Origin of the sequence: Cryobacterium sp. TMT1-3 (genome assembly GCF_004402315.1) — a bacterium.
Taxonomy (GTDB): domain Bacteria; phylum Actinomycetota; class Actinomycetes; order Actinomycetales; family Microbacteriaceae; genus Cryobacterium; species Cryobacterium luteum.
Genome location: NZ_SOFW01000006.1, coordinates 315,225 through 337,239, shown reverse-complemented (window position 1 = coordinate 337,239; position 22,015 = coordinate 315,225). Strand labels below are relative to the sequence as shown.

The window sequence follows — 22,015 nt, the reverse complement described above, 5'->3', positions numbered from 1 at the left end:
GCGACGGCGCAGACTGAGAGCGTGCCGCCGACAATGGCACGCTCGGAGATCGCATGACACTCACTTGCCCGTTCTGCCGTTCGCAAGCCCGACTCAGCCCCAACCCGGCCCACGCCGAGCGTAATTCGCTTCCCGTCTACCTGCTCAAGTGCTCCGGATGCGACCACACCAGTGTGCGCGTCGCCGCGGTGCGCGCCCCGCTGTCCGCCGCGCACGTCTGACATCAACGACGCCTAACCGTCACCATCCCCGCGGCGTCCCCAGACGCCGCCCTGAACCGAAACACCTTCGCATCCCCCGTGCGAAGGTGTTTCTTCTGCCCGACGACCTTACAGGTCCGCCAGCAGGCTCACCGGGTTCTCGATGCAACGGGCCACATAGGTGAGGAACCCGGCCGCGGTTCCGCCGTCGCAGACGCGGTGGTCGAACACCATTGACAGTTCCACGACGGTGCGCACCGCGAGTTCGTGATCCACCACCCAGGGCCGTTCGATCATGCGCCCGATTCCGAGGATCGCCGCCTCCGGGTGGTTGATGATCGCCGCCGAGCCGTCCACGCCGAGCGAACCGAAGTTGTTCAGGGTGAAGGTTCCGCCGGTGAGGGCGCTCGGCGCGAACGTACCGTCGGGGGACTGCGCCACCAGGGCAGCAATAGCGTCACGCAGCCGGCGGGTGTTCATGGCGTGCGCGCCGTGGATGACGGGAACCATCAGCCCGCGCGATGTCTGAGCGGCGATGCCGAGGTTCACCGCCCCGTGCTGCAGAATTTCCTGGCTCGCGGTGTCGACCGAGGAGTTGAGCACCGGGTACAGCCGCAAACCGGCCACGACGAAACGCGCGATCAGCGCCGTCACGCTGAACCGCTCGCCGGTCGCGGTGAGCAGCTGGTCGCGGGCCGCGAACAGCGCGGTCGCGTCGACGTCGAGCCAGATCGTGGCCTCCGGAATCTCCCGCCGCGACGTGGTCAGCCGCTGCGAGACCACCTTGCGCAGTCCGGAGATGGGGATGCGAATATCAGCACTAGCGTCGGAGGCGACGGGTGCGGTCGTGGTGCGCTGGGCAGGCACCGCAGCCGGCGTGCTGAGGTGGCGAAGGTGATCCTCGACGTCGCTGCGCAGCACGAGACCGTTCCGGCCGCTGCCGGCCAGCATGCTCGCATCGAACCCTTTCTCGCGCGCCAGCCGGCGTACGATCGGCGACACGACGGGGGAGCTGCGGATCGGATCGACCGTGCTGGACGAAGTGATGGCCGGGGACACGCGGGCCGGGGAACCGGATGCCGCCACCGCGGCCGGGCGCTCGGCGCGCGACACAGCCACCGGTGGTGCCGGTGGGGCCGGTGCCGTCGGTGCCGTCGGTGCGGGCGGAGCCGCCGGTTTCGGCGGTGCGGGGGCATCCGCTGCCCGCGGGGCGCCGAAGCGGCCAGCGGCAACTCGCCGCGCCGGTCGAGTGCTCTCGGTGGTGCCATAGCCCACCAGAACGGCGCCGGACCCTCCGGTCGGGGCTGCGGTCGCCATGGCGGCGGGAACGCCGACGACTGCCGCAGCGGCCGGCGCGTCGACAGCATCCGCAGCAGCCGGATCGGCCACGGTCAGCAGCACCTGCCCGGCGTGGATGATCTGACCGGGCTCACCGAACAGGCTCGCCACGACGCCGCCGTAGGGTGACGGCAGCTCCACGATCGATTTGGCCGATTCGACTTCGACCACGGCCTGATCGATGACGATGGTGTCGCCGGGGGCGACCAGCCAGGCCACGATCTCGGCCTCGGTCAGGCCCTCGCCGAGGTCGGGCAGCAGAAACTCGCGGCTCATCAGGACCATTCCCAGGTGGAGAGTGCGGCCAGAATACGGTCCGGGGTCGGCAAGAAGTACTCCTCGAGTTTGGGCGACGGGTACGGAATGTCGAAGCCGGTGATGCGCAGAATCGGAGCGGCCAGGTAGAAGAAGTTGCGCTCGGTGAGGCGGGCGGCGACCTCGGCGCCGTAGCCGCCGAACTGCGCGGCCTCGTGCACGATGGCGGCCCGGCCGGTCTTGCGCACGGATGCCCCCACCGTCTCGTCATCGAAGGGTGAGAGCGACCGCAGATCGATGACCTCGATCGAGAGCCCCTCATTCGTTGCCTGTTCGGCCGTGGCGAGGGCAGTCTTCACGGTCGGACCGTAAGCGATGAGCGTGACATCGGTGCCCCCGCGCAGCACCTTCGCCTTGTTCAACGGCTCGGTCTGCACCGGCAGGGCGAGCGACGCTTTGCTCCAGTACCGGCTCTTCGGCTCCATGAAGATGACCGGGTCGTCACTGGCGATCGCCTCGCGCAGCATGGAATAGGCGTCGGCCGGGTTGGACGGGCTGACCACCGTGAGTCCGGGCGTTGCCGTCCAGTAGGCCTCGGAGGAATCGGAGTGATGCTCGACGCCGCCGATATCGCCGGCGTAGGGAATGCGAATGACGATCGGCAGCCCGATCTTGCCGCGGGTGCGGTTGCGCATCTTCGCCACGTGCGACACGATCTGCTGGAATGCCGGGTAGCTGAACGCGTCGAACTGCATTTCCACGACCGGGCGCAGGCCGTACATGGCCATGCCGATCGCGGTACCCACGATGCCGGCCTCGGCCAGCGGGGAGTCGCTCACCCGGGTCTCGCCGAATTCGGCGTAGAGCCCGTCGGTGACCCGAAAAACGCCGCCGAGCGGTCCGACGTCTTCGCCGAACAATACGATCGTCGGATCGTCGACCATGGCATCGCGAATGGCCGCGTTGAGGGCGGCGGCCATAGTGAGGTTTTCCGACGCGCGCACAGAGGTGCCGGTTTCCAGAGTCTGCTGCGGGCTCATCGGGTGCTCTCTTCGGTGTTCGGGCCACTCAGCGCAGCGGATGCCGAAGCATCCCCGTCGAGTTCGGCCGCCAGGAAGGCGCGCTGCTCGGCCAGGGCGGTGCGAGGGGTGGAATAGACGTGCTCGAACAGTTCGAGCGGATCGACGACCGCCTGATCGGTCATACAGTCCCGGGTGGTCGCGGCGAGTTGCTCAGCGACGGCCGCGATGTCGGCCCGCGCCTCGGTGGAGAGGGCGCCTTGCGCGACGAGGTATTTTTCCAGGCGCTCGATCGGGTCGCGGCTGCGCCACAGGTCGACGTCGGCGGTTTTGCGGTACCGGGTGGGGTCGTCCGAGTTGGTGTGGGCTTCAATGCGGTAGGTGAGGCCCTCGATCAGGGTGGGGCCGCCGCCGCTTCGGGCGCGGTGCATGGCCGCCGAGATGACGGCGTACATGGCGGCGACGTCGTTGCCGTCGACGTAGTAGCCGGGCATGCCGTACCCGATCGCCTTGTCGGCGATGGTGCGGCAGGCCATCTGCTTGTCGAGGGGCACGCTGATGGCGAATTGGTTGTTCTGCACGACGAAGACCACGGGAGCCTGCCAGACGGCGGCGAAGTTGAACGCCTCGTGGGCGTCGCCCTCACTCGTGGCGCCGTCGCCGAGCAGGGTGAGGGCCACGGTGTCGTCGCGTTTGAGCTTGGCGGCGGTGGCCAGGCCGACGGCGTGCAGCGCCTGGGTGGCGAGCGGCGTGGCCTGCGGGGCGATCCGATGCTGCTGATAGTCGTAGCCGCTGTGCCAGTCGCCGCGGAAGGCGGCGAGGATGTCCTTCGGCTCGACGCCTCGGGTGAGCAGCGCGATGCTGTCGCGGTAGGTCGGAAACAGCCAGTCCTGCGGCGAGAGCGCGGCGACCGCGGCGATCTCGCACGCCTCCTGGCCGAGGGCGGAGGGGTAGGTGGCCAGTCGCCCCTGTCTCGTGAGGGCGGTGACCTGCACGTCGAACCGGCGGGCGATGACCATCTGTCGATAAAGACCGAGGAGGGTATCGACGGCCGGCAGCCTGAAGCCGCCGCTCTCGCTTTCGGCAACCGCGTGACCGGTGTCGTCGATCAAACGAAGGGGTGGGGGTGCCAGCACCGCCGTCAGCGGCGTGCTCTCGACATTGAGGCTCATGAGGCAATGTTGCGCCCTTTTGGCGCGGCGTGCTGCGCCTTTTCGTAGTTGTGAACGATTGGCCGAGCAGATGCCAGACGGCGGCCAAACGGAACGATGAAACCGTGAATCAGTGCCAAGCGTCCGGGGTGGAGCCGGGGGCGTGACCGATGATTTCGTCGAGAATCAGGTGCGAGCGGGTGGAGATCACACCCGGCATGGTGTGGATGTCGCGCAAAATGGCCTGACTGAGCTGCTCATGGTCGGGAGCACTCACCGTGAGGATGATGTCGATGTCACCGCTCACCGCCTGGGCCTTCTCGACAAACGGCAATCGGGCCAGCTGGGCGGCGATCTCGCCCCAGGCGACATCGCCGATCTTCACGACGACGAGCGCCGATACGTTGAGTCCGAGGGCCTTGCGGTCGGTCTGCGCGCCGAATCCGTTGATCACGCCGTGGCTGATCAATTTCTGCACCCGAGTGTGGGCGGCGGTGCGGGAGATGTGCACCAGCAGGGCGAGTTGACGCATCGAGAGACGCCCGTCGCGGCTGAGCTCGGCGATGATCTGGCGATCCGTGCTGTCGAGTCCGGGGTGGGGAGGCTGCGGCTGCGTCATGGGCTTTCACACTACCGGCGCGGGCAGAGAAGCGTGCAGGGCGCGCAGGTAGTGATTCTTCGGCCAGTGTCGCACGCGGCGCGGCAGGCGCGGATATATCAAGCGGATGCCAGCCAGCACCCGGTTGAATCGCCGCTGGTGCCGCGCCGACCAGGGCAGGTCGAACAGCACCCGTACGTGCGAAGGCAGCAGGCCGGCCGTCATCAGCCGCGCCAGGGGGAGGGCGGCGCGATACCAGAGCGGCGCGGTGCGTGAGTGCAGCAGGTCGTGCGCGACGGCGCGGGTCCTGGCATCCGTTGTGAGAAGTGCGAGCTGGTCGTTCCAATAGCGGCGGAACGCGGTGCGGTCTGCCGGCCAGAGTTGTGCTGGCACCTGCAGCGAGGTGCCCAGGCGGGAGTACTCGCGATAGACCGCATCGGCCGTTTCCTCGTCGAGCGGGCCGTACAGCCGACCATGCAGGTCGGTGGCGGACTCGTACAGCGTTGCGGCGACCCAGAGCTGCAATTCGGGGGTAAAGGCGTTGTACCTGGGAGCGGTGCCATCGGAGTGCACCGGGACGTGCGCGTGGTTGACGCGCGCGGCCATCGCAGCGGCCAGGTCGGCATCACCGAACACGGTGGCATAGACATAACTGAGCGTGCCGTTCAGTCGGTCGAGCGGCCTGGCGGCGAAATGGCTGTGATCGGCGACGCCGTGCCCGATCGCCGGGTTGGCCAGCTGCAGCAGAATGGCGCGGCCCCCGGCGGCGATCAGGACGCCCTCGCCGGCCACGCCCTGCATGCTCTGTGCCCGTCGTGCGCTCACAGCTACCTCCCAATAAACATACAGAACCTTGTGACAGTGTGAGCCTATTCGGTCGGGCTGAGTCTAGGCCTCGGCTTAACGCCCGAACAGGGGTTGATGAATATTTGGGTTTTGGGGAATACGACCGCCTTCTATGCGCTTGCATGTATCCGAGGGCGACAATTCCTGGGCCCACACACTTGAGGAGAACTTCTATGAGCGAGACCACCGTAACGAGCATTCCGGGCTACAAGGCCGGCACCTGGACCATCGACAAGACTCACAGCTCCGTCAGCTTCAGCATTCGTCACATTGTCATCAGCAAGGTCAAGGGCACCTTCGATGATTTCGACGCCACCTTCGTGACCGGCGAGAACCCGCTCGAAACGAGCGTCACCGCCTCCGCCAAGGTTGTCTCGATCAACACCAATGAGCCCAACCGCGACGGCCACCTGCGCACCGGAGACTTCTTCGACGCCGAGACGTACCCGACCATCGACTTCGCGTCGACCGGTATGCGTGAAGTCAAGGGCGAGTACCTCGTCGACGGCAACATCACCATCAAGGGCGTCACCAAGCCGGCCACCTTCGAATTCGAGTTCGGTGGCTTCGGCGGAGACCCCTACGGCAACTACAAGTTCGGTGCCACGGCCAAGACCGAGGTCAACCGCGAAGACTTCGGCCTCACCTACAACGCAGCACTCGAAACCGGCGGCATGCTGCTCGGCGACAAGGTCACCATCACGCTCGAACTGCAGGCCGCGCTCAACGCGTAACCCGTAGGTTTTTGAGCAGGGCCCCACTTCGGTGGGGCCCCGTCTCGTTAACGAACTCCTGCGTCAGTGGCCCGTGACGCCCAGCTCGAGCATCCACTCGGTCAACCGTCGTCGCAGTTCGGCACCGTCGAGGTCGGTTCTGCCGAGGTCCTGGTAGTTGGGCGCCCACGTTTCCACCCGGGGGTAGGCCTTCAGTGCGGCGAAGTGGTCCCAGAGCGCCACGTTGGGTGTGGGGGAGCCGAATGCCTCGTCGTAGGTGCGCGTGAACTCCTCGGCAACCGTTGCGTCATAGAGAAAAACGAGGTCCTGACGACACCAGGCCAGATCGTAGCCACGCGGCGCCAACCCGGCACCCGACCAATCCACGATCCCGGTGAGCCTCTCCTGCTGCCAAACGGTGTTGCCCGACCAGAAATCGTTGTGGGTGAGCACGCGGGGTTCGCCGGCGAGCTCGCGCCACAGCGAACGCAGTGGTGAATCAGCCCTCGGTTCGGTGAACAGATCGGGAAGCGCCGGATCAGCGGCCAGCGAGTGGATGCGCGCGAGCGCTGCTCCGAGCTGCCGCGCAAAGTCGTGCGGGTCGGTGGGGGTGATCGAGGCTCGACCCGGCAGCAGGGTCGTGACGATGAGCGGGCATCCGCTGTCAGAGCGCGCTGTGCTGTCACCGTGCGCTGTGCCGTCACCGTGCGCTGTGCCGTCAAAGTGCGCCGTGCCGTCTGGGTCGGCGGCGAGCAGGTGCGGGGCGAGGTCCCCGAGCCCGCCGAGCCCGGCGAGAACGCGAATTTCGCGGCGCACAGCGTCGTCGCCGGGCGGAAACTGGCGCAGCACGAACTCGGTTCCGTCGCTTGCGGCGACGACGGTCGTTGTGGCGTGAGTGCCTCCGGGCAGCGTGCGCACCCAGTGCAGCTCGCTGACGCCGAGTTCTCGGGCAGCCCAGGCCAGCACGACGGAGGAGGGGGCGGCCGAGGTCATACGCCCACGCTACGCGCTCGCTACGCGCTCGCGCATCGCTGGCCGAGGCTGCGTGAGACGACAACTTCCGCCCCATCGTTTGCGCGAGAAGCCATCTTCGGCCCCTTGACTGGCATTCAAGGGGCAGAAGCTGTCCTTTCGTGAGCATCAAAGCCCGTCCATGGGGCCGAAGTTGTCGTCTCGCAGGTCGCCAGCCCCCCCCGTGCGCAGAATTCAGACCGGACGGGTGTTTTTGCCGTCGAGCCACAGCTCGACGGACGCGTCCCGATGCACGCCGTCGGTGCCGACGTGCTTCTCACTGATCGTCGTGCCGTTCTTGATTACGTAGACCAAGGCCATCGCGTGCCCGCGGCCGAGGCCGTAGTCGGCCTTGAGCCAGTCGACGATGGCGCCAGCCTTCGTCGCGGGGTCATCGAGACCGCGCTCGTGTGCCAGCGCGACCAGCGCACGCGGCGTCAAACCGGTCTTGTCTTCAATCGCCGTGAGATAGGCCTGAAAGGACATCGGGTCTCCTTGTTTTGCGTTGGACCGCGGAACTGGTTACAGCACCAGGCAGATGAGCTGCGATCTCGCCGAGTCGGCGCCGCGGGCCTGAGACGTGGGCTGAGATCTTGTCTTTTACCTCAGGCATGCCGTGTCGTCACTACGGTACCTTTCCCGTCAAACCTTCGTCCAGTGCGTCAGGTCGGAAATATCGTTTGACAGGCAGACCCGGGCAGTCCGAGATAATTCCCGCTGGCCGCTGGCCGCTGGCCGCTGGCCGCTGGCCGCTGGCGGGCTGGCGTGAGGCTTGAGGCTTGAGGCTTGAGGCTTGAGGCTAGACGCTAGTTGGCGGGCTGGATGGTAAGCCGGTGGGCTGGTGCACAGATGTGTTCCAGTTGGGTGGTTCGGTGGGGGTGGCGGCGCGGTTCTGGCCGGCGGGGCGCCAGGTTTGGGTGGGGTCGAAGAGGAGGGGGCCGCGGATCCAGGGTCGGCCGTTTCGCATTTGGATGTTCCAGCCGGAGGTGTCGATGCTGGAGTGGGCGGCGTTGCAGATGAGCACGGCGTTTCCGATGTCGGTGGGGCCGCCGTGGTTCCACGGGATGACGTGGTGGGCCTGGGTGTGTTGGGGTGGCACGGTGCAGCCGGGGATGATGCAGCCGCCGTCGCGGGCGGCGAGGGCTCTTCGTTGTTGGGTGGTGAAGAACCGGTTGCTGGTGCCGAGGTTGAGAATCGTGCCGGTGTGGCCGAACAACACGGGTTGGTAGCCGCCGGCGCAGATCAACTCGTCGACCTGCTGGGGGGTGAGGGGTCCGTCGATACCGTCGATCCAGCCGGCTCCGCGCCCGGCGAGGAGATCGTTGATATTGATGTGCACGAGCACCGTGGGGGCGGCGCCGCCCATGGTCGGGGTGCTGGGGTGTCGTGCGGCGGCTTCGAACACGGCGCGGAGGATGCCGGCTCGTTTCTCGCTGATCGAGCGCGTGTCATCGGGGTGCCGCGGACAGGGACCGCCCGGGTCGGGTGGGATACTCTCGTCAGCTCCAGCTCCAGCTCCAGCTCCAGCTCCAGCTCCAGCTCCAGCTCCAGCTCCAGCTCCGACGCGGGCTCTGGCTCCGGGTCTGGCTTCCGCTTTGGCTTTACCATCAGCATCAGCATCAGCATCAGCATCCGACTCTGCATCCGACTCCGCGGCGTGGTCGACCTCGGCCTCGATCGCGTTCTCGCTAGCTGCCGATTCCTCGCTGCCCTCGTTGGCCTCGGCGTGCTCGGCGTCGGTGGGTTTGGTTTCAGCGGATACTGCTCAAACTCTGGTTCCCACGAGTCCGTCTACGGGGCGCGCTCTTGTCAGGGCTATCCAGTGCCTCAATCTGCTGCACTCGAAACCCTGAGCGAATTTATGTCACTTATCCTGGAACTCGTGTAAAGATTCGTATCCTGCCTGCCAGCCACCTCGGCGATCCGCGGTGCCCGGCCCATGTTGTGGCCATGGGCCCAGTTTCTAAACTGGGCCCCGTCCCAGAACTGCGGACCGGGTTGGCCTGCGCGCCGATAGCAGCAACCTGCCGTCCGGCGACGCGGCCTGGTGGCAGTCTTACCGGGACCGCCTGGAGGCGGCGGCCCGCGAGGCCGGCTCGTAGGGTCTTCGGCGCGGGGCGATATCATTCGAGCATGGGGGTTAGTGCGCGGCGGCAACGAACGATTATCGGTGCAACGCTGATAGCGGCTCTGCTGACCGGATGTGTTCCGCAACCTTCGGCGTCAGAGGTTTACGCGCAAGCCAGGCTGGAGACGATGTCGCTGCCCGACAAGGTGGCGAGCCTGCTCATGCTCCACAGCCCGGGAACGGATGCCGCACAACTGCGCACCTTTGTCGACGACTATCACCTCGGCGGGCTCATTCTGATGGGCGACAACATCCCCGGATCCGTGACCGAGCTGGCGACGATGACCGCGGCCCTGAGCGCGGAACCGGGGCTTCCGCTTCTGATCGGCATCGATCAGGAAGGCGGAGCGGTATCTCGACTCCCCGGAGACATCTGGCCCGGCGGTGAACGGCTGCGCCGAATGCCACTGGCGGCGACGTCCTCTGCGTTCCACCAACGCGCGTTACTCCTGGACCAGGCCGGCATCAACGTCAACTTCGGCATCGTGGCAGACATTGTCGCCGAGCCGGACGCGTTCCTGTTTGACCGGGCTCTCGGCAGCGACCCAACTGCTGCGGCCGATCGCGTCACGGCTGCCGTCGCGGCGCAATCGGAAGCGGCGCAGGGGAGCGTGGCGAGCACGATCAAACATTTTCCCGGACACGGGGCCGCTGCGGGAGATTCGCACGTGTCGCTTCCGTCGTCGGACCTGAGCCTGAAAGCGTGGACGAAGAGCGTCGCGCCGCCGTTCACTGCCGGAATCGACGCCGGCGCAGAACTGATCATGGTGGGACACCTGGCCTACCCGGCAGTCGATTCGCAGCCGGCCACGCTTTCCGCACGGTGGTACGACATTCTGCGCACCGACCTCGGCTTCGACGGGGTGTCGATCACCGACGACCTGCTCATGCTCGGTCACTCGGGACTCGAGCAATATTATGACCCGATTGAGAACGGCATCGCGGCGCTCTCTGCGGGCGCAACCATGCTGCTGTTCGTGCTCCCGGCCCAACCGGATACCGTGGGAGTCAACGTGTCCGAGCTCATCATTCGGGTCTGCGCGGCTGTGGCCGACGGCCGTATTGATGCGAACGACGTTGATGAGAACGTGCTGCGCGTTCTGACTCTGCGGCGCGACCTCGCAACAGGGCCCGAGTAGAGTGCAATTCCATCGGCTATAAGATTGTTCTACCCAACCAAGGAGTGCTCGTGTTTTCACCATCTGACCTGGATATTCCCATCGTTGCCGCCCCCATGGCCGGTGGTGCGTCAACGCCAAACCTCGTCGTCGCCGTGAACGAAGCGGGCGGCCTCGGGTTTCTTGCCGCCGGGTACAAGACACCGCAGGCCCTGGCGGAGCAGATCGTTGAGGTGCGCGAGCGCACCGAGCGCGCCTTCGGCGTCAACCTGTTCATACCGCAGGCGCCCCTCACAGACCGCGCTGCCGTCGAGCTGTACCGCAGTGTGTTAGCGCTCGAGTATCCCGCTGCCGACTTCGGTGCGATCGCCGATACCGACCCGGACTGGTTCGACGAGAAAGTGGCCGTCGTCATCGAGCATCACGTTCCGGTGGTCTCTTTTACCTTCGGCTTGCCTCCGGTCGACGTCGTCGAGCGGATGCACGCCGCCGGCTCGTTCCTGATCGCCACCGTCACCTCGGTGTCCGAGGCCCGTCAGGCCCAAGGCCTCGGCGTCGACGCCCTGTGCGTGCAGGGTCCGGAGGCCGGCGGCCACCGGGCGACGTTCGCCACCCGGGAAGAACCCGGCACCCTGGCTTTGGGGGAGCTGTTGATCGCGATTCGCGCGGTGGTGACCCTGCCGCTGATCGCGGCGGGCGGCATCCACTCGGGCGGTCAGATCGCGTCGCTGCTCGCCGCCGGCGCTGCGGCCGTGCAACTCGGCACCGGCTTTCTGCGCACCGACGAGTCCGGCGCGACACGAGCCCACCAGAACGCCCTCGTCGATCCAAGCTTCACCGAAACCGTCGTGACCCGGGTCTTCTCCGGGCGTCCGGCGCGCGGTCTGCTGAACGACTTCATCGTCGCCCACGATGCGAAAGCTCCCCCCGAGTATCCGCAGGTGCACCACCTCACGAAGGTCATCCGAGCGGATGCCGCCCGCCGCAATGATGCAGACGGCCTCGCCCTTTGGGCCGGCACCGGTTTTCGTGACGCGCGCACCGGCCCGGCAGCCGCCGTGCTCGGCGCCCTGTGGAATGACACGCAGTTCGCCGTCGTCGCGTAGCGGCCGGTGAGTGATCGGAGGGCCGACCCGGGCGGACACCCCAAGGTAGGCTCATTCGACGGGGTAGGCGCATATCCGCTCCCGGGTCATCGGCGTCGATCGGCGCGAATCGCACGACAAGAAATGGTTCCACTTTGCGCACAATGAATATTTTTCGGGCGGGAAAGCTCGCGGTCGCCGCCACGGCGCTGCTGGGCCTCGCCGGCGGATTCGTCGGCGTCAGCGCCGCAGCCGCCAGCCAGCCGGCTCCGCCGCAGACCACGGTCACCGGCGAAACCTACGTCATCGGCACCGACACCACCTTTGCGCCGTTCGAGTACCGCGAAAACGGTGAATTGACCGGCATCGACATGGACCTGATTCGCGATATCGCCGCGAACCAGGGTTTTACCGTGGAGATCAAGTCGCTCGGCTTCGACGCAGCCCTGCAGGCTCTGCAGTCCAACCAGGTCGATGGCGTCATCGCCGGAATGTCGATTACTGACGAGCGTGAACTCATCTTCGACTTCTCCGACCCGTACTTCGACTCCGGCGTGCAGATGGCCGTCGCCGAGGACAACACCGAGATCACCGGGTACGCCGACCTGGCCGGCGAAACCGTCGTCGCCAAGCGGGGAAGCGAGGGGGAGACCTTCGCCAACTCGATCAAGGACGAGTACGACTTCACCGTCAAAGCCCTCGCTGACTCCGCCACAATGTACGACGACGTCAAAGCCGGCAACTCCGTCGCGGTCTTCGACGACTACCCGGTGCTCGCCTACGGCATCAACCAGAACAACGGGCTCAAGTCGGTCACCGAGAAGGAACAGGGCAGTTCCTACGGGTTCGCCGTCAACAAGGGCCAGAACCCCGAACTTCTCGCCGCGTTCAACACGGGCCTGGCCGAGCTAAAAGACAGCGGCGAGTACCAGGCCATTCTCGATACGTATCTCGAGCAGCCGGCGCCCGCCGCAGCATCCGGTTTCTTCGGGCTGCTCGGCGACAGCCTGCCGGCCCTCATGAAGGGGCTCGGGCTCACGCTGCTCGCGACCGGCCTGTCCATTCTGATCGCCCTCGTGCTCGGTGTGCTGTTCGGCTTCTTCAAGGTCTCCGAGAGCCGCATTCTGCGCGGCATCGCCGGTGTCTATGTCAGCATTTTTCGCGGCACGCCGCTGCTCGTGCAGGCCTTCTTCTTCTACTTCGGCCTGCCGCAACTGACCGGGCAGTCGATCGACGTGCTGACCGCCGGTGTGCTCACCCTGAGCCTCAACGCGGGTGCTTACATGACCGAGATCGTGCGCGGCGGCATCCAGTCGGTCGATCCCGGCCAGACCGAAGCCGGCCGCAGCCTCGGCCTTGGCTACGTCACGACGATGCGCCGTGTCGTGCTGCCGCAGGCCGTGAAGATCATGACGCCGTCGTTCATCAACCAGTTCGTGATGACCCTCAAGGACACCTCGCTCCTGGCCGTGATCGGCTTCGCCGAACTCACCTATCAGGGCCAGCAGATCTATGCCGCCAACTTTCGCACCGGTGAGACCCTGCTGATCGTTGCAGCGCTGTACTTCATCGTCATCAACCTGCTCACCATGCTCTCCAACAAGCTCGACAAGAGGTTCAACAAATGAGCGCCAGCAAGATCAGCGTCACCGGGTTGCGCAAGTCGTTCGGATCCAACGAGGTGCTCAAGGGCCTCGACGTCGAGATCGCTGAGGGCGAGGTCGTCTGCGTCATCGGCCCCTCGGGTTCGGGTAAGTCCACGTTTCTCCGCTGCCTCAATAAGCTCGACGAGCTGAGCGGCGGCACGGTCATCGTCGACGGATTCAACGTCAGCGACAAGACCGTCAACCTCAACGAGGTGCGCCAGCACATCGGCATGGTGTTCCAGCACTTCAACCTGTTTCCGCACATGACGGTGCTGCAGAACATCATGCTGGCTCCGGTCGAATTGAAGAAGCAATCCCCAGCGGATGCCCGCGCCACCGCCCTCAAGCTGCTCGACCGGGTAGGCCTCACCGACAAGGCCACCGCCCGTCCCGCGCAGCTCTCCGGCGGTCAGAAGCAGCGCGTGGCCATCGCCCGGTCGCTCGCGGTGAACCCCGACATCATGCTCTTCGACGAGGCCACCAGCGCCCTCGACCCCGAGATGGTCGGCGAAGTGCTGCAGGTCATCCGGGATCTCGCCGCCGAGGGAATGACCATGGTCGTCGTCACCCACGAGATGGGGTTCGCCCGCGAGGTCGCCGACCGGGTCATCTTCATGGCCGACGGGCTCATCGTCGAAGAGGGCACCCCGGCCGAACTGTTCGGCAACCCGCAACAAGCACGCACCCAGGACTTCCTTTCCAAGGTGCTCTAGCCGGATTCTGACCGGCCCGGTCGACGCCGCCGGTTCGCGACCGCCCCCCATTTCGGCAGCCGCTACGGTAACGGGCGTAGCGGCCACCCGTTTCGGGCGCGACCATGATCGGCCCGGGCACCCTGCGAAACGGATGCTGTGCGCGCGACCCGCGCGCAGCATCCGTTTCGCTGAAGCCCGGCTCAGGCCCGGTCGCCGACGATCTCCTCGCGCACCCGGCGCAGGTCTTCCATGAGCGAGCCGATCAAAATCCAGTGGTCCGGGTGCGGCGTCACGATACGCAGTGGTGCGGTCAGGGCGAGCACATCGGGGTCCGGCGGCTCCGGCACGACCGTCAGGTCGCCTTCCTCCCGCGCGAGCAGCGCCAAATCGTGGGCGGCCCGGGCGAGTTCCCGGGAAAAGGCCTGCACGCTCGGTTCGAACTGCAGGGACGCGTCGTAGTGGTCGTGCAGGGCACGGGTCATGCCGATGGCGCGGGTGACGAGCGTCGGCAGCCGCTCGATCATGGCATGGTCGGCGTCGAGCGCCACGCGCAGTTTGGCCTTTCGCGGGTTGAGCATGAGGCTCTCCTCCGCCTGGGCGATGGCCTTCTCCGCTGACGCGAGCATGGGGCGCAGCAGCCGGGCCTTGATCATCAGTTCCATCAGGTCGATCGGAGTCTGGGGGGTGCGCAGCGCCTGCGCGATGCGGTCGAAGGTGTCGGCCAGCTCGCGCGCCAGCAGACCGACGGCGTCGCGGGCCGGCGCTATCAGCACCGGGGGTACGATGAGCGCGTTGATGACCAGGGCGATTCCCGCACCGATGAAGGTTTCGAAGATACGATCGAGGGCGTACCCCGGCGTCGTGGCACCCAGAGCGAGCACGAGCATGGCACTGATCGGAATCTGGCTCGCCGACACCGGCGACAGGCGCAGCGCCCAGGCCACGAGAATGCTCACCACGATCGTGCCGAGTACCACCCAGCTCGACTGGCCGAGGAAGAACCCGATCGACGAGGCGATGATGACACCGCCGATCACGCCCGCGGTGCGTTCAATCGCGCGGCCGAAGGTCTGGTTGACGCTCGGCTGCACCACGAGCAGGGCCGCGATGGCGGCAAAGATCGGCAGGTCGCTCGGCAGCAGCAGCTGGGAGGCAAGCCAGGCCAGGGCCACGGCCACGGCCATCTTGACGACCTGCAGCACCGGGAGTCGTTTGGAGATGCGCAGGGCGGAGGTAAGTTTCACTGGTCAAGGCTAACCCGCCGGTGAGGTCAAGCGGATGCCGTCACCGCCGGTTTGAGGATCGGCCGAAGCGGCACGCCCAGAAAGCGAGCGTAGTCCGACGCCGCCCGGGCGAAGCCGCGCTGAGTCTTGGCGGCCCGCGCCCGGGCGGCCGCGGTCGTCGGTGCCGCGAACAGCGCAACCTCGGCGGTGAGTCCCGACGTGGCGATCTTCTTGCGCCAGGTGCCGACGATGCGCCCGCTGGCCACCACGAGCGGCAAAAAGATTCCGTTCAGTCCGGGCACCACCCGAACGAGTTCGTCAACGGCGATCGCATGGCTGCGATCCCGGTACCCGAGCAGGTACTCGTCGAAACCGGGCAACGCAAGCACCGGCGTGTGCTGGCGCAGGTCCGTCGGCAGCACTGCGGCATCCGCTGACTCGGCGGCCAGAAAATACGCTGCGCCGTCGACCCGCACCTCGGTGAGCCGGCCTCGAGCCACGGCCAGGCCGGTTTTCGCGTCGGCGACCGTGAGTTGCGACCACCAGGCGAAGTCGACCAGCGTCGCCGGGCCGTGGCCGAGAAAATAGCGGTAGACGAATTCACCGAGCGCTTCATCGCGCTCGAGCCGGCGCGGGGTCGGCACCCATTCGTCCAGCAGCACCAGCCCCTGCTGGGTACCCACCTGGCGTCCCCAGCACACAGTTCCGGTCAGGGCCAGGTGGGCGATGGTGTGGTACCCGCGCTGGCCCTCTGTTGGCAGGCCGGCCGCCTGCAGCATGGTCAGAAATTCAGCCCGGCTGAGCTGCTTGTGGCCGGTCAGTGCCGCGATCGCGGCCGCTCGAGCCCGCTCCAGCACGGGCAGGTCGAGGCCGAGTCGTGCGTTGATGGTGCGGGTCTTGGCGAGCAGGCGCGGGGTCGTGAGCGCCTGCATCCAGCCCAGTTCCCTGGCCGGAACGAAGTGCAGCGTGCCCCGCATCGGCCACGACCGCACGATCTCACCCGCCGAAACGGATGCCTGCACCTCGGCGATGGTCGTGCCGGGGGAGCGCACCCCGAGGGCCCACTGTGCGGCCGGGTAGTCCTGGGCCTGCACCGCGAGCATCCGCTCGACGACGGCGACCGGCCCGTCGAGGGGAACCCCGGCCAGCCCCTGGGCGTGCAGGCGCAGGCGAACGACGTCGGCGCGGGAGACGGCAGCTGGCATGACACCAGTATGCCGACTCCCGCACCTGCGTAAACGAAACCGGGGCGGGTTACTTGCCGCGCCGCCCGGCTCGGGGACGCACCACTTGAATCACGCGGGCGCTTCCGTCCGACGTCTGGGTTCCGAAGGCGTCGAATTGCACGGTGGACTCGGTAGCTCCGTCGGTGTCGTCGGTGTTACCGCCGTCTGCTCCGGGGCCGGCGGTAGGTCCATTACGACCGAACCGGCGCAGCAGCGCCTTGACCAGCGGCGGTACCACGAGAAACAGCACGATCACGGTGTACACAACGACCGCGAGCGGTTCGCTCAGCAGTGCGGCCGGGTCGCCCGCGCTGATCTGCAGCGAACGCCGCAGCTGACGTTCCATCTCCGGGCCGAGAATGGCCCCGACGATGATCGGCAGCACCGGAAACCCGAACCGGCGGGCCATGTAACCGAGGGCGCCGAGCAGCAGCAGAATCACGATGTTGAAGGTCTGCATGCCCGCCGCGTACGCGCCGAGCGTCGCGAAGAACAGAATACCCGCGTAGAGATACGGCCGAGGGATGCGCAGCAGCTTCGCCCAGAGCGGCGCGAGCGGCAAATTGAGGGCCAGCAGCAGCGTGTTGCCGATGAACAGGCTTGCGATCAGCGTCCAGACCAGCACCGGCTCGGTCTGGAACAGCAGCGGCCCGGGGTGGATGCCGTACTGGTTGAACGCGGCGATCATCACCGCGGCGGTCGCCGTGGTCGGCAGACCGAGGGTCAGCAGCGGAACCAGAGTGCCTGCCGCGGAGGCGTTGTTGGCCGCTTCCGGCCCGGCGACGCCCTCGATGGCGCCGTGACCGAACTGTTCAGGATGCTTGGACAGCTTCTTCTCCGCCACGTAGGAGAGGAAGGTGGGGATCTCGGCGCCGCCGGCCGGGATGGCGCCAAACGGAAAGCCGATGACGGTGCCGCGCAGCCACGGCTTCCAGGACCGCTTCCAATCGTCCTTGCCCATCCACGGCACGCCGACCGGGATCGTCGCCGGGGTGCCGTGCCGCAGGTGCGCGGCGATCCAGAGTGCTTCACCGACCGCGAACAGGGCCACGGCGATGACGACGACGTCGATGCCGCCGGAGAGCAGCGGTTGGCCGAACGTCATGCGCGCCTGGCCGGTGGTGCCGTCGAGGCCGACCAGTCCGATGGTGAGGCCGATGAACAGCGAGGCGAGCCCGCGAATACGGCTGGAGCCGAGCACGGTGCTCACCGCGACGAAGGCGAAGACCATCATGGCGAAGTAGGAGGGAGCGCCGAGGCCGATCGCGATCGCCACCACGAACGGGGCGACGAAGACGAGGGCTCCGGTGGCGAGTGTACCGGCCACGAACGAGCCGATCGCGGCCGTCGCGAGGGCCTGGGCTCCGCGACCGGCCTTAGCCATCTTGTTGCCCTCGAGCGCCGTGACCACCGAGGACGATTCGCCGGGGGTGTTCAGCAGAATCGAGGTCGTCGACCCCCCGTACATGCCGCCGTAGTAGATGCCGGCGAACATGATGAGCGATCCGGTCACGTCGAGCGCGTAGGTCAGCGGCAGCAGCAAAGCAACGGTCATGGCCGGGCCGATGCCGGGCAGCACGCCGACGGCGGTGCCGAGCAGCACGCCGATGAGGGCGAACAGCAGGTTCTGCAGGGTCAGCGCGTTGCTGAACCCCTCCATCAGCAGGGTGAGGTTTTCCATCAGAGAATTCCCGTCAGCAGGCCGGCCGGCAGGTTGATGCCGAGGCCCAGTACGAAGCCGTAGAACGTGCCCAGGGCCAAAAGAATGCCGATCACAAGCGCCCAAGCGAAGCGCCGGGAGCCGAGCAGCAGGGCGGAACCGTAGAACAGCAGCGCACTGCCGATCACGAAACCGAGAAAGTCCATCGAGAGGGCGAAGACGAGGATGAGGCCGCCGAGGCCGAAGACGGTGGGCCAGTGGGCCTTCTGGGAGAGGTCGATGTCCTCACCGTCTTCGGCGTCGGCGTGGCCGCCCCGCAGCACGGAGATCGCCAGGGCGATCGCACACAGGCCCAGGCCGATCGCGATGATCGTGGGAACGACCTGCGGTCCCATCACGCCGGCGTTGATCGCGGTGTGGCGGATGTTCGCGGTATCGACCGCGATCACGATCGCGATGACCGCGAGCAGGGCGGCGACGCCGAGCTCGGAACGGCCCTGCAGCCGGGCTCGGAGCCCGGAGCGGGGAACTGTGCTGGGGGCGGTCATGCTTAGACCAGGCCCAGGGTCTTCAGCACGTCGGCGACGCGGGTGTCCTGCTCGGTGAGGAAGGTGCTGAAGTCGTCGCCGGTGATGAAGGCGTCCGTCCAGCTGTTATCTTCCAGAACCTGCTTCCACTCGGGGCTGTCGTGCATCTCGGTGACGGCGTCGACGAGGCGTGCGATCTCAGCATCGGTCAGACCGGGTGCGGCCAGGAGACCGCGCCAGTTGGTGAAGACCAAATCGATGCCCTCTTCGGTGAGGGTGGGGGCCTCGATGACGGGAACGCGCTCTTCGCTCGTGACGGCGAGCACGCGCAGGTCGCCTGACTTCACCTGTTCCAGGAACTCGCCATAGCCGGAAGCACCGAACTGCAGCTTGCCGCCGAGGATGGCCGGCAGCAGTTCGCCGCCGCCGTCGTAGGCGACGTAGTTGACGGCCGTCGGGTCGATACCGACGGCATCCGCAAGCTGCATCGGCAGCAGGTGGTCAGGGCCACCCGGGGAGGAGCCGCCGCCGACGGCGAAGGTGGCCGGGTCGGCCTTCCACGCGGTGACGAGGTCGTCGATGGTTTGGTAGGGGGAGTCGGCCGCCACGAAGATGGCTCCGGCTTCTTCGATGAGTCCGGCGATCGGCGTCGCGTCGGCGACCTTCGCGTCGCCCTCGTTGGTGTATGCGGCACCGACGACGCCGAGCCCCATCATGAGCAGAAAGTTGGCGTTTCCGGTTTCGGTCAGGGTGCGGGCGAGGCCCACGGTGCCGCCGGCACCGGCCAGGTTGGTGACCTCGGTGCCGGAGGCCAGCCCGAGATCGTCCATCACCTTGACCGCGGCGCGCCCGGTGACGTCGTAGCCACTGCCGGCAGCATTGGGAATCATCACCTGCAGGTTTTGGATCGGGCCCTCGTCGGTGGCCTCGGTGTTCTTCGCGCTCGTGACTCCGCAGGCGCTGAGGGCGAGTGCGACGGCGCCGGCGAGAAAGACGGTTCCCGCCGTGCGGCGGGTGCGCGTGGTGCGTGCTGTGATTGGCATGCTTGAATCCTCTTCGATTTCTGGCGAGCCTCTTTGCTGGCCGGGTTCAGCCTGCTTGGTGGGCCGGGCCGGGCACAACTTGTGACGTTAGTGAACGTTGTGTAGCTTGCGGTTGCGCGTCCCGGCGTCGACAATTTCAGTTTGACCCCGCGATGAGGGATTATCTCTTATGGCCAGAGACGATCCCGAGCACCCGACAGCGCGCCCGCGCGGGTCGGGCATCCGTTCAGGTCGGCTCAGTTTGACCCGCCAGTTGCTGCTGTTCCAGTTGAGCCTGATCGCCCTCGTCCTCATCGCCGTTACGGCCATTTCGCTCGAACAGTCCCGCAGCAGCTTTGAGAGCGGCTCCCAGCGACGCATGCTGACGGTCGCCGAATACACCGCAGCCAACCCACTCGTGCGCAGCCTGCTCGACAACGACGCGGTGCCCCAGCAGTTCTCGGTGCCGGTCGAAGCACTGCGCACCACGACGGGAGTGGACCAACTGCTCGTGACGGATGCCGCCGGTCGCGTGATCGCTTCCCCGGCCGACCCGCGGCTGGTCGGGTCCGTTCTCGCCATCGACCCGACCCCCGACACGTCCGACGCGGCGTGGGCTGGCGTAGCGCCCATCGGCGCCAACGACAACGTGGTGGCGCAGGTGCCGGTGCTGTCCAACTCCGGGGAGGTCGTGGGCACCGTGGTTGCCGCCCGCCGGTTTCCGGCCGTGACCGAGCTGCTCGCGAGCGCGGCCCCGAACCTGCTCGTCTACGTTGGGGTGGCCGGGGTGCTCGGCGTCGCCGGATCGCTGCTGCTCGCCGCCCGGGTGAAACGGCAGACCCTCGGCCTCGAACCGGAACAGATCGGCCGACTGGTCGAACATCGTGATGCCATGATTCACGGCATCAGGGAGGGCGTGATCGCCGTCGACACCGACGGGCTCATCACGCTCGCCAACGACAGCGCCCGCACCCTGCTCGGTCTGCCCGCTGATGCCGAGGGTCGCGCGATCGACACGGTCGGCCTCGACGAGGAGGCCGTTCGGGCACTGCGCCGGCGGGAGGTAGGCGCGATCGACACGGTCTTCGTGAACCGCGGGGTGTTGCTCGTGCTCAATCAAACGCTCATCCACCCGCCGCGGTCCCGGCCCGAGGTCGTCACGACCCTGCGCGACCGCACCGAACTGGTCACCCTGCAGCACGACCTCGGCAGCAGCCGGCAGGCGACCGACACCCTGCGCGCCCAAACCCATGAGTTCGCAAACCGCCTGCACACCATCTCGATGCTGATGCAGTTGGGCGATACCGAGGCGGCGGTTGAATACGTTGATGCCGTGACGCGTGACCGCACCGAACTCGACAATTCGGTGCTGACCCGCCTGCAGGAGCCGGCGGTCGCCGCACTCGTCATCGCGAAGACCTCGCTCGCCCGTGAACGCGGCGCGACGCTCGTACTCTCGCCCGAATCGGCCCTGGCCCGCGTTGATGGCGACCTGTCAACGGACCTCGTGACGGTGATCGGCAACCTCGTCGATAACGCCCTCGACGCCGTCACCGGGGCCCTGGAACGGAATGTGCGCCTCGACGTGCAGACCGTGTCGGGTTCGGTGCGAGTGACGGTGAGCGACTCAGGGCCCGGTATCGACGCCGCGCTCATCGACCGGGTGTTCGAGGTGGGGGTTAGTAGCAAATCCCTGCTGGCCGGGGGAGACTCCCACGGATACGGGCTCGCGATCGTGCGCCTGGTCGCAACGCGTCGCGGGGGATCGGTGGGTTACCGGGCCGATCACGGCGCCGTGTTCGAAGCCGTGCTTCCGGTCGCTGGCGCACGGTCAATCTCTGACCAGGAGCAGACCCGTGTGTGACGTGCTCGTCGTCGACGACGATTTCATGGTGGCGCGCGCCCACGAACGCATCGTGGCGCAGCAGCCCGGTTTCACCGTGGTCGGCGTCGCGGCCACCGGCTCAGACGCTCTCGCCCAGATTGACCACAAGTCGCCGCACCTCGTTCTGCTCGACATGTACCTGCCCGACATGACCGGACTCGACGTGATCCGTCGGGCCCGAAAAGCCGGTCGCGACGTGGACTTTCTCGTGCTCAGCGCCGCCCGTGAATCCGAGATGGTCACTGCTGCGCTGCAGGGCGGCATTGTGAGCTACCTGCTCAAGCCGTTCAAGATCACCGAACTGCAGTCCCGGCTGGCCGCCTACGCCGAACGACGTCGTCTGCTCGGCGCCGGCGGTGACCTGAGCCAGAGCGACCTGGACCAGGCGTTGGGGCGGGCATCCGCTCTGCCGAGCGCGGAACCGGACGGGTCTTTACCGAAGGGTCTGAGCAAGGAGACGGCGTCACTGGCCGCCGCCGCCCTCGCCGGCAGCGAACCCGACCTGGCCGCCTCGGAGTGCGCCGAACTGCTCGGCCTGTCCCGGGTGGTGGCCCGCAAATACCTGGAATATTTCGTCTCGACCGGTCAGGCCGCGGTCACCCTGCGCTACGGCCAGACCGGCCGTCCGCAGCGTCGCTACGCCTGGCTGGCCGGCTGACCGGTGCGCGC

At 66.9% G+C, this 22,015-nt stretch carries 21 protein-coding genes; 8 read left to right on the top strand and 13 right to left on the bottom strand.

Annotation, left to right across the window (positions count from 1 at the left end; genetic code table 11):
* The first annotated feature begins 53 nt into the window (after positions 1-53).
* Entirely contained in the window at positions 54-221 is a 168-nt protein-coding gene (locus E3O25_RS16850; protein WP_166787635.1) for a hypothetical protein, read from the top strand.
* A gap of 108 nt (positions 222-329) precedes the next feature.
* Here the strand turns inward: E3O25_RS16850 and E3O25_RS02120 are convergent, their stop codons facing one another.
* The 5 genes from E3O25_RS02120 to E3O25_RS02100 all read right to left on the bottom strand — a co-directional run bounded on the left by E3O25_RS02120 (position 330) and on the right by E3O25_RS02100 (position 5,386).
* Complete coding sequence (locus E3O25_RS02120; protein ID WP_134360324.1) at positions 330-1,814, bottom strand: dihydrolipoamide acetyltransferase family protein; 1,485 nt, start codon at positions 1,812-1,814, stop codon at positions 330-332.
* Positions 1,814-2,833 carry an alpha-ketoacid dehydrogenase subunit beta gene (locus E3O25_RS02115; protein ID WP_134360323.1) on the bottom strand — a complete coding sequence of 340 codons (1,020 nt, stop codon included), beginning with the start codon at positions 2,831-2,833 and terminating at the stop codon, positions 1,814-1,816. Before E3O25_RS02115 ends, E3O25_RS02120 begins: the two co-directional genes overlap by 1 nt.
* Positions 2,830-3,984, bottom strand: coding sequence for a pyruvate dehydrogenase (acetyl-transferring) E1 component subunit alpha (gene pdhA / locus E3O25_RS02110; protein WP_134360322.1), 1,155 nt, complete (start codon positions 3,982-3,984; stop codon positions 2,830-2,832). The genes E3O25_RS02115 and pdhA overlap by 4 nt, the downstream gene beginning before the upstream one ends.
* A 109-nt stretch (positions 3,985-4,093) precedes the next feature.
* On the bottom strand, positions 4,094-4,582 hold the full coding sequence (locus tag E3O25_RS02105; RefSeq protein ID WP_092110741.1) for an Lrp/AsnC family transcriptional regulator: 489 nt from the start codon (positions 4,580-4,582) through the stop codon (positions 4,094-4,096).
* A 6-nt stretch (positions 4,583-4,588) separates the two neighbouring features.
* Positions 4,589-5,386 carry an oxygenase MpaB family protein gene (locus E3O25_RS02100; RefSeq protein ID WP_241983754.1) on the bottom strand — a complete coding sequence of 266 codons (798 nt, stop codon included), beginning with the start codon at positions 5,384-5,386 and terminating at the stop codon, positions 4,589-4,591.
* A gap of 194 nt (positions 5,387-5,580) precedes the next feature.
* Between E3O25_RS02100 and E3O25_RS02095 the strand changes: the two genes are divergently transcribed.
* Positions 5,581-6,141 (top strand): YceI family protein, encoded by a 561-nt coding sequence (locus tag E3O25_RS02095; protein ID WP_092110737.1) that lies wholly within the window; start codon positions 5,581-5,583, stop codon positions 6,139-6,141.
* Positions 6,142-6,204: 63 nt separating this feature from the next.
* On the opposite strand, the gene E3O25_RS02090 is transcribed toward E3O25_RS02095, so the two are convergent.
* From E3O25_RS02090 to E3O25_RS02080, 3 genes are all read right to left on the bottom strand, one after another.
* The gene (locus E3O25_RS02090) at positions 6,205-7,113 is read right to left on the bottom strand and encodes a phosphotransferase family protein (RefSeq protein WP_134360321.1); all 909 of its coding nucleotides are present in this window, start codon (positions 7,111-7,113) and stop codon (positions 6,205-6,207) included.
* Positions 7,114-7,326: 213 nt separating this feature from the next.
* Complete coding sequence (locus E3O25_RS02085) at positions 7,327-7,617, bottom strand: DUF4287 domain-containing protein (RefSeq protein ID WP_134360320.1); 291 nt, start codon at positions 7,615-7,617, stop codon at positions 7,327-7,329.
* Between the two features lie 313 nt (positions 7,618-7,930).
* Positions 7,931-8,623, bottom strand: coding sequence for a DUF222 domain-containing protein (locus E3O25_RS02080; RefSeq protein ID WP_370448713.1), 693 nt, complete (start codon positions 8,621-8,623; stop codon positions 7,931-7,933).
* Between the two features lie 764 nt (positions 8,624-9,387).
* Between E3O25_RS02080 and E3O25_RS02070 the strand changes: the two genes are divergently transcribed.
* The 4 genes from E3O25_RS02070 to E3O25_RS02055 all read left to right on the top strand — a co-directional run bounded on the left by E3O25_RS02070 (position 9,388) and on the right by E3O25_RS02055 (position 13,821).
* Positions 9,388-10,398 (top strand): glycoside hydrolase family 3 N-terminal domain-containing protein, encoded by a 1,011-nt coding sequence (locus tag E3O25_RS02070; protein WP_166805942.1) that lies wholly within the window; start codon positions 9,388-9,390, stop codon positions 10,396-10,398.
* Between the two features lie 50 nt (positions 10,399-10,448).
* Positions 10,449-11,483 (top strand): nitronate monooxygenase family protein, encoded by a 1,035-nt coding sequence (locus E3O25_RS02065; RefSeq protein ID WP_092112638.1) that lies wholly within the window; start codon positions 10,449-10,451, stop codon positions 11,481-11,483.
* 143 nt (positions 11,484-11,626) lie between these two features.
* On the top strand, positions 11,627-13,090 hold the full coding sequence (locus E3O25_RS02060; protein WP_134360316.1) for an amino acid ABC transporter substrate-binding protein/permease: 1,464 nt from the start codon (positions 11,627-11,629) through the stop codon (positions 13,088-13,090).
* A complete protein-coding gene (locus E3O25_RS02055; RefSeq protein ID WP_134360315.1) occupies positions 13,087-13,821 on the top strand; it encodes an amino acid ABC transporter ATP-binding protein in 735 nt (244 codons plus the stop codon). Before E3O25_RS02060 ends, E3O25_RS02055 begins: the two co-directional genes overlap by 4 nt.
* A 182-nt stretch (positions 13,822-14,003) precedes the next feature.
* Here the strand turns inward: E3O25_RS02055 and E3O25_RS02050 are convergent, their stop codons facing one another.
* Genes E3O25_RS02050 through E3O25_RS02030 form a run of 5 tightly spaced genes read right to left on the bottom strand, consistent with a single transcriptional unit; the run spans position 14,004 to position 19,482 of the window.
* Positions 14,004-15,047 (bottom strand): aromatic acid exporter family protein, encoded by a 1,044-nt coding sequence (locus E3O25_RS02050; RefSeq protein ID WP_092112633.1) that lies wholly within the window; start codon positions 15,045-15,047, stop codon positions 14,004-14,006.
* 26 nt (positions 15,048-15,073) lie between these two features.
* Entirely contained in the window at positions 15,074-16,231 is a 1,158-nt protein-coding gene (locus E3O25_RS02045) for a winged helix DNA-binding domain-containing protein (RefSeq protein ID WP_092112631.1), read from the bottom strand.
* 49 nt (positions 16,232-16,280) lie between these two features.
* Positions 16,281-17,933: a tripartite tricarboxylate transporter permease gene (locus E3O25_RS02040; RefSeq protein WP_092112630.1), complete on the bottom strand. Its 1,653-nt coding sequence runs from the start codon at positions 17,931-17,933 to the stop codon at positions 16,281-16,283.
* Positions 17,933-18,460: a tripartite tricarboxylate transporter TctB family protein gene (locus E3O25_RS02035; RefSeq protein ID WP_092112628.1), complete on the bottom strand. Its 528-nt coding sequence runs from the start codon at positions 18,458-18,460 to the stop codon at positions 17,933-17,935. The genes E3O25_RS02040 and E3O25_RS02035 overlap by 1 nt, the downstream gene beginning before the upstream one ends.
* A gap of 2 nt (positions 18,461-18,462) precedes the next feature.
* Positions 18,463-19,482, bottom strand: a complete 1,020-nt coding sequence (locus E3O25_RS02030) for a tripartite tricarboxylate transporter substrate binding protein (RefSeq protein WP_092112626.1) — start codon at positions 19,480-19,482, stop codon at positions 18,463-18,465.
* A 169-nt stretch (positions 19,483-19,651) separates the two neighbouring features.
* Here E3O25_RS02030 and E3O25_RS02025 point away from each other — a divergent pair, with 169 nt between their 5' ends.
* Together E3O25_RS02025 and E3O25_RS02020 are read left to right on the top strand one after the other, a co-directional pair.
* Positions 19,652-21,325 (top strand): ATP-binding protein, encoded by a 1,674-nt coding sequence (locus E3O25_RS02025; protein ID WP_092112624.1) that lies wholly within the window; start codon positions 19,652-19,654, stop codon positions 21,323-21,325.
* The gene (locus E3O25_RS02020) at positions 21,318-22,004 is read left to right on the top strand and encodes a response regulator (RefSeq protein WP_092112622.1); all 687 of its coding nucleotides are present in this window, start codon (positions 21,318-21,320) and stop codon (positions 22,002-22,004) included. The genes E3O25_RS02025 and E3O25_RS02020 overlap by 8 nt, the downstream gene beginning before the upstream one ends.
* Positions 22,005-22,015: the final 11 nt, after the last annotated feature.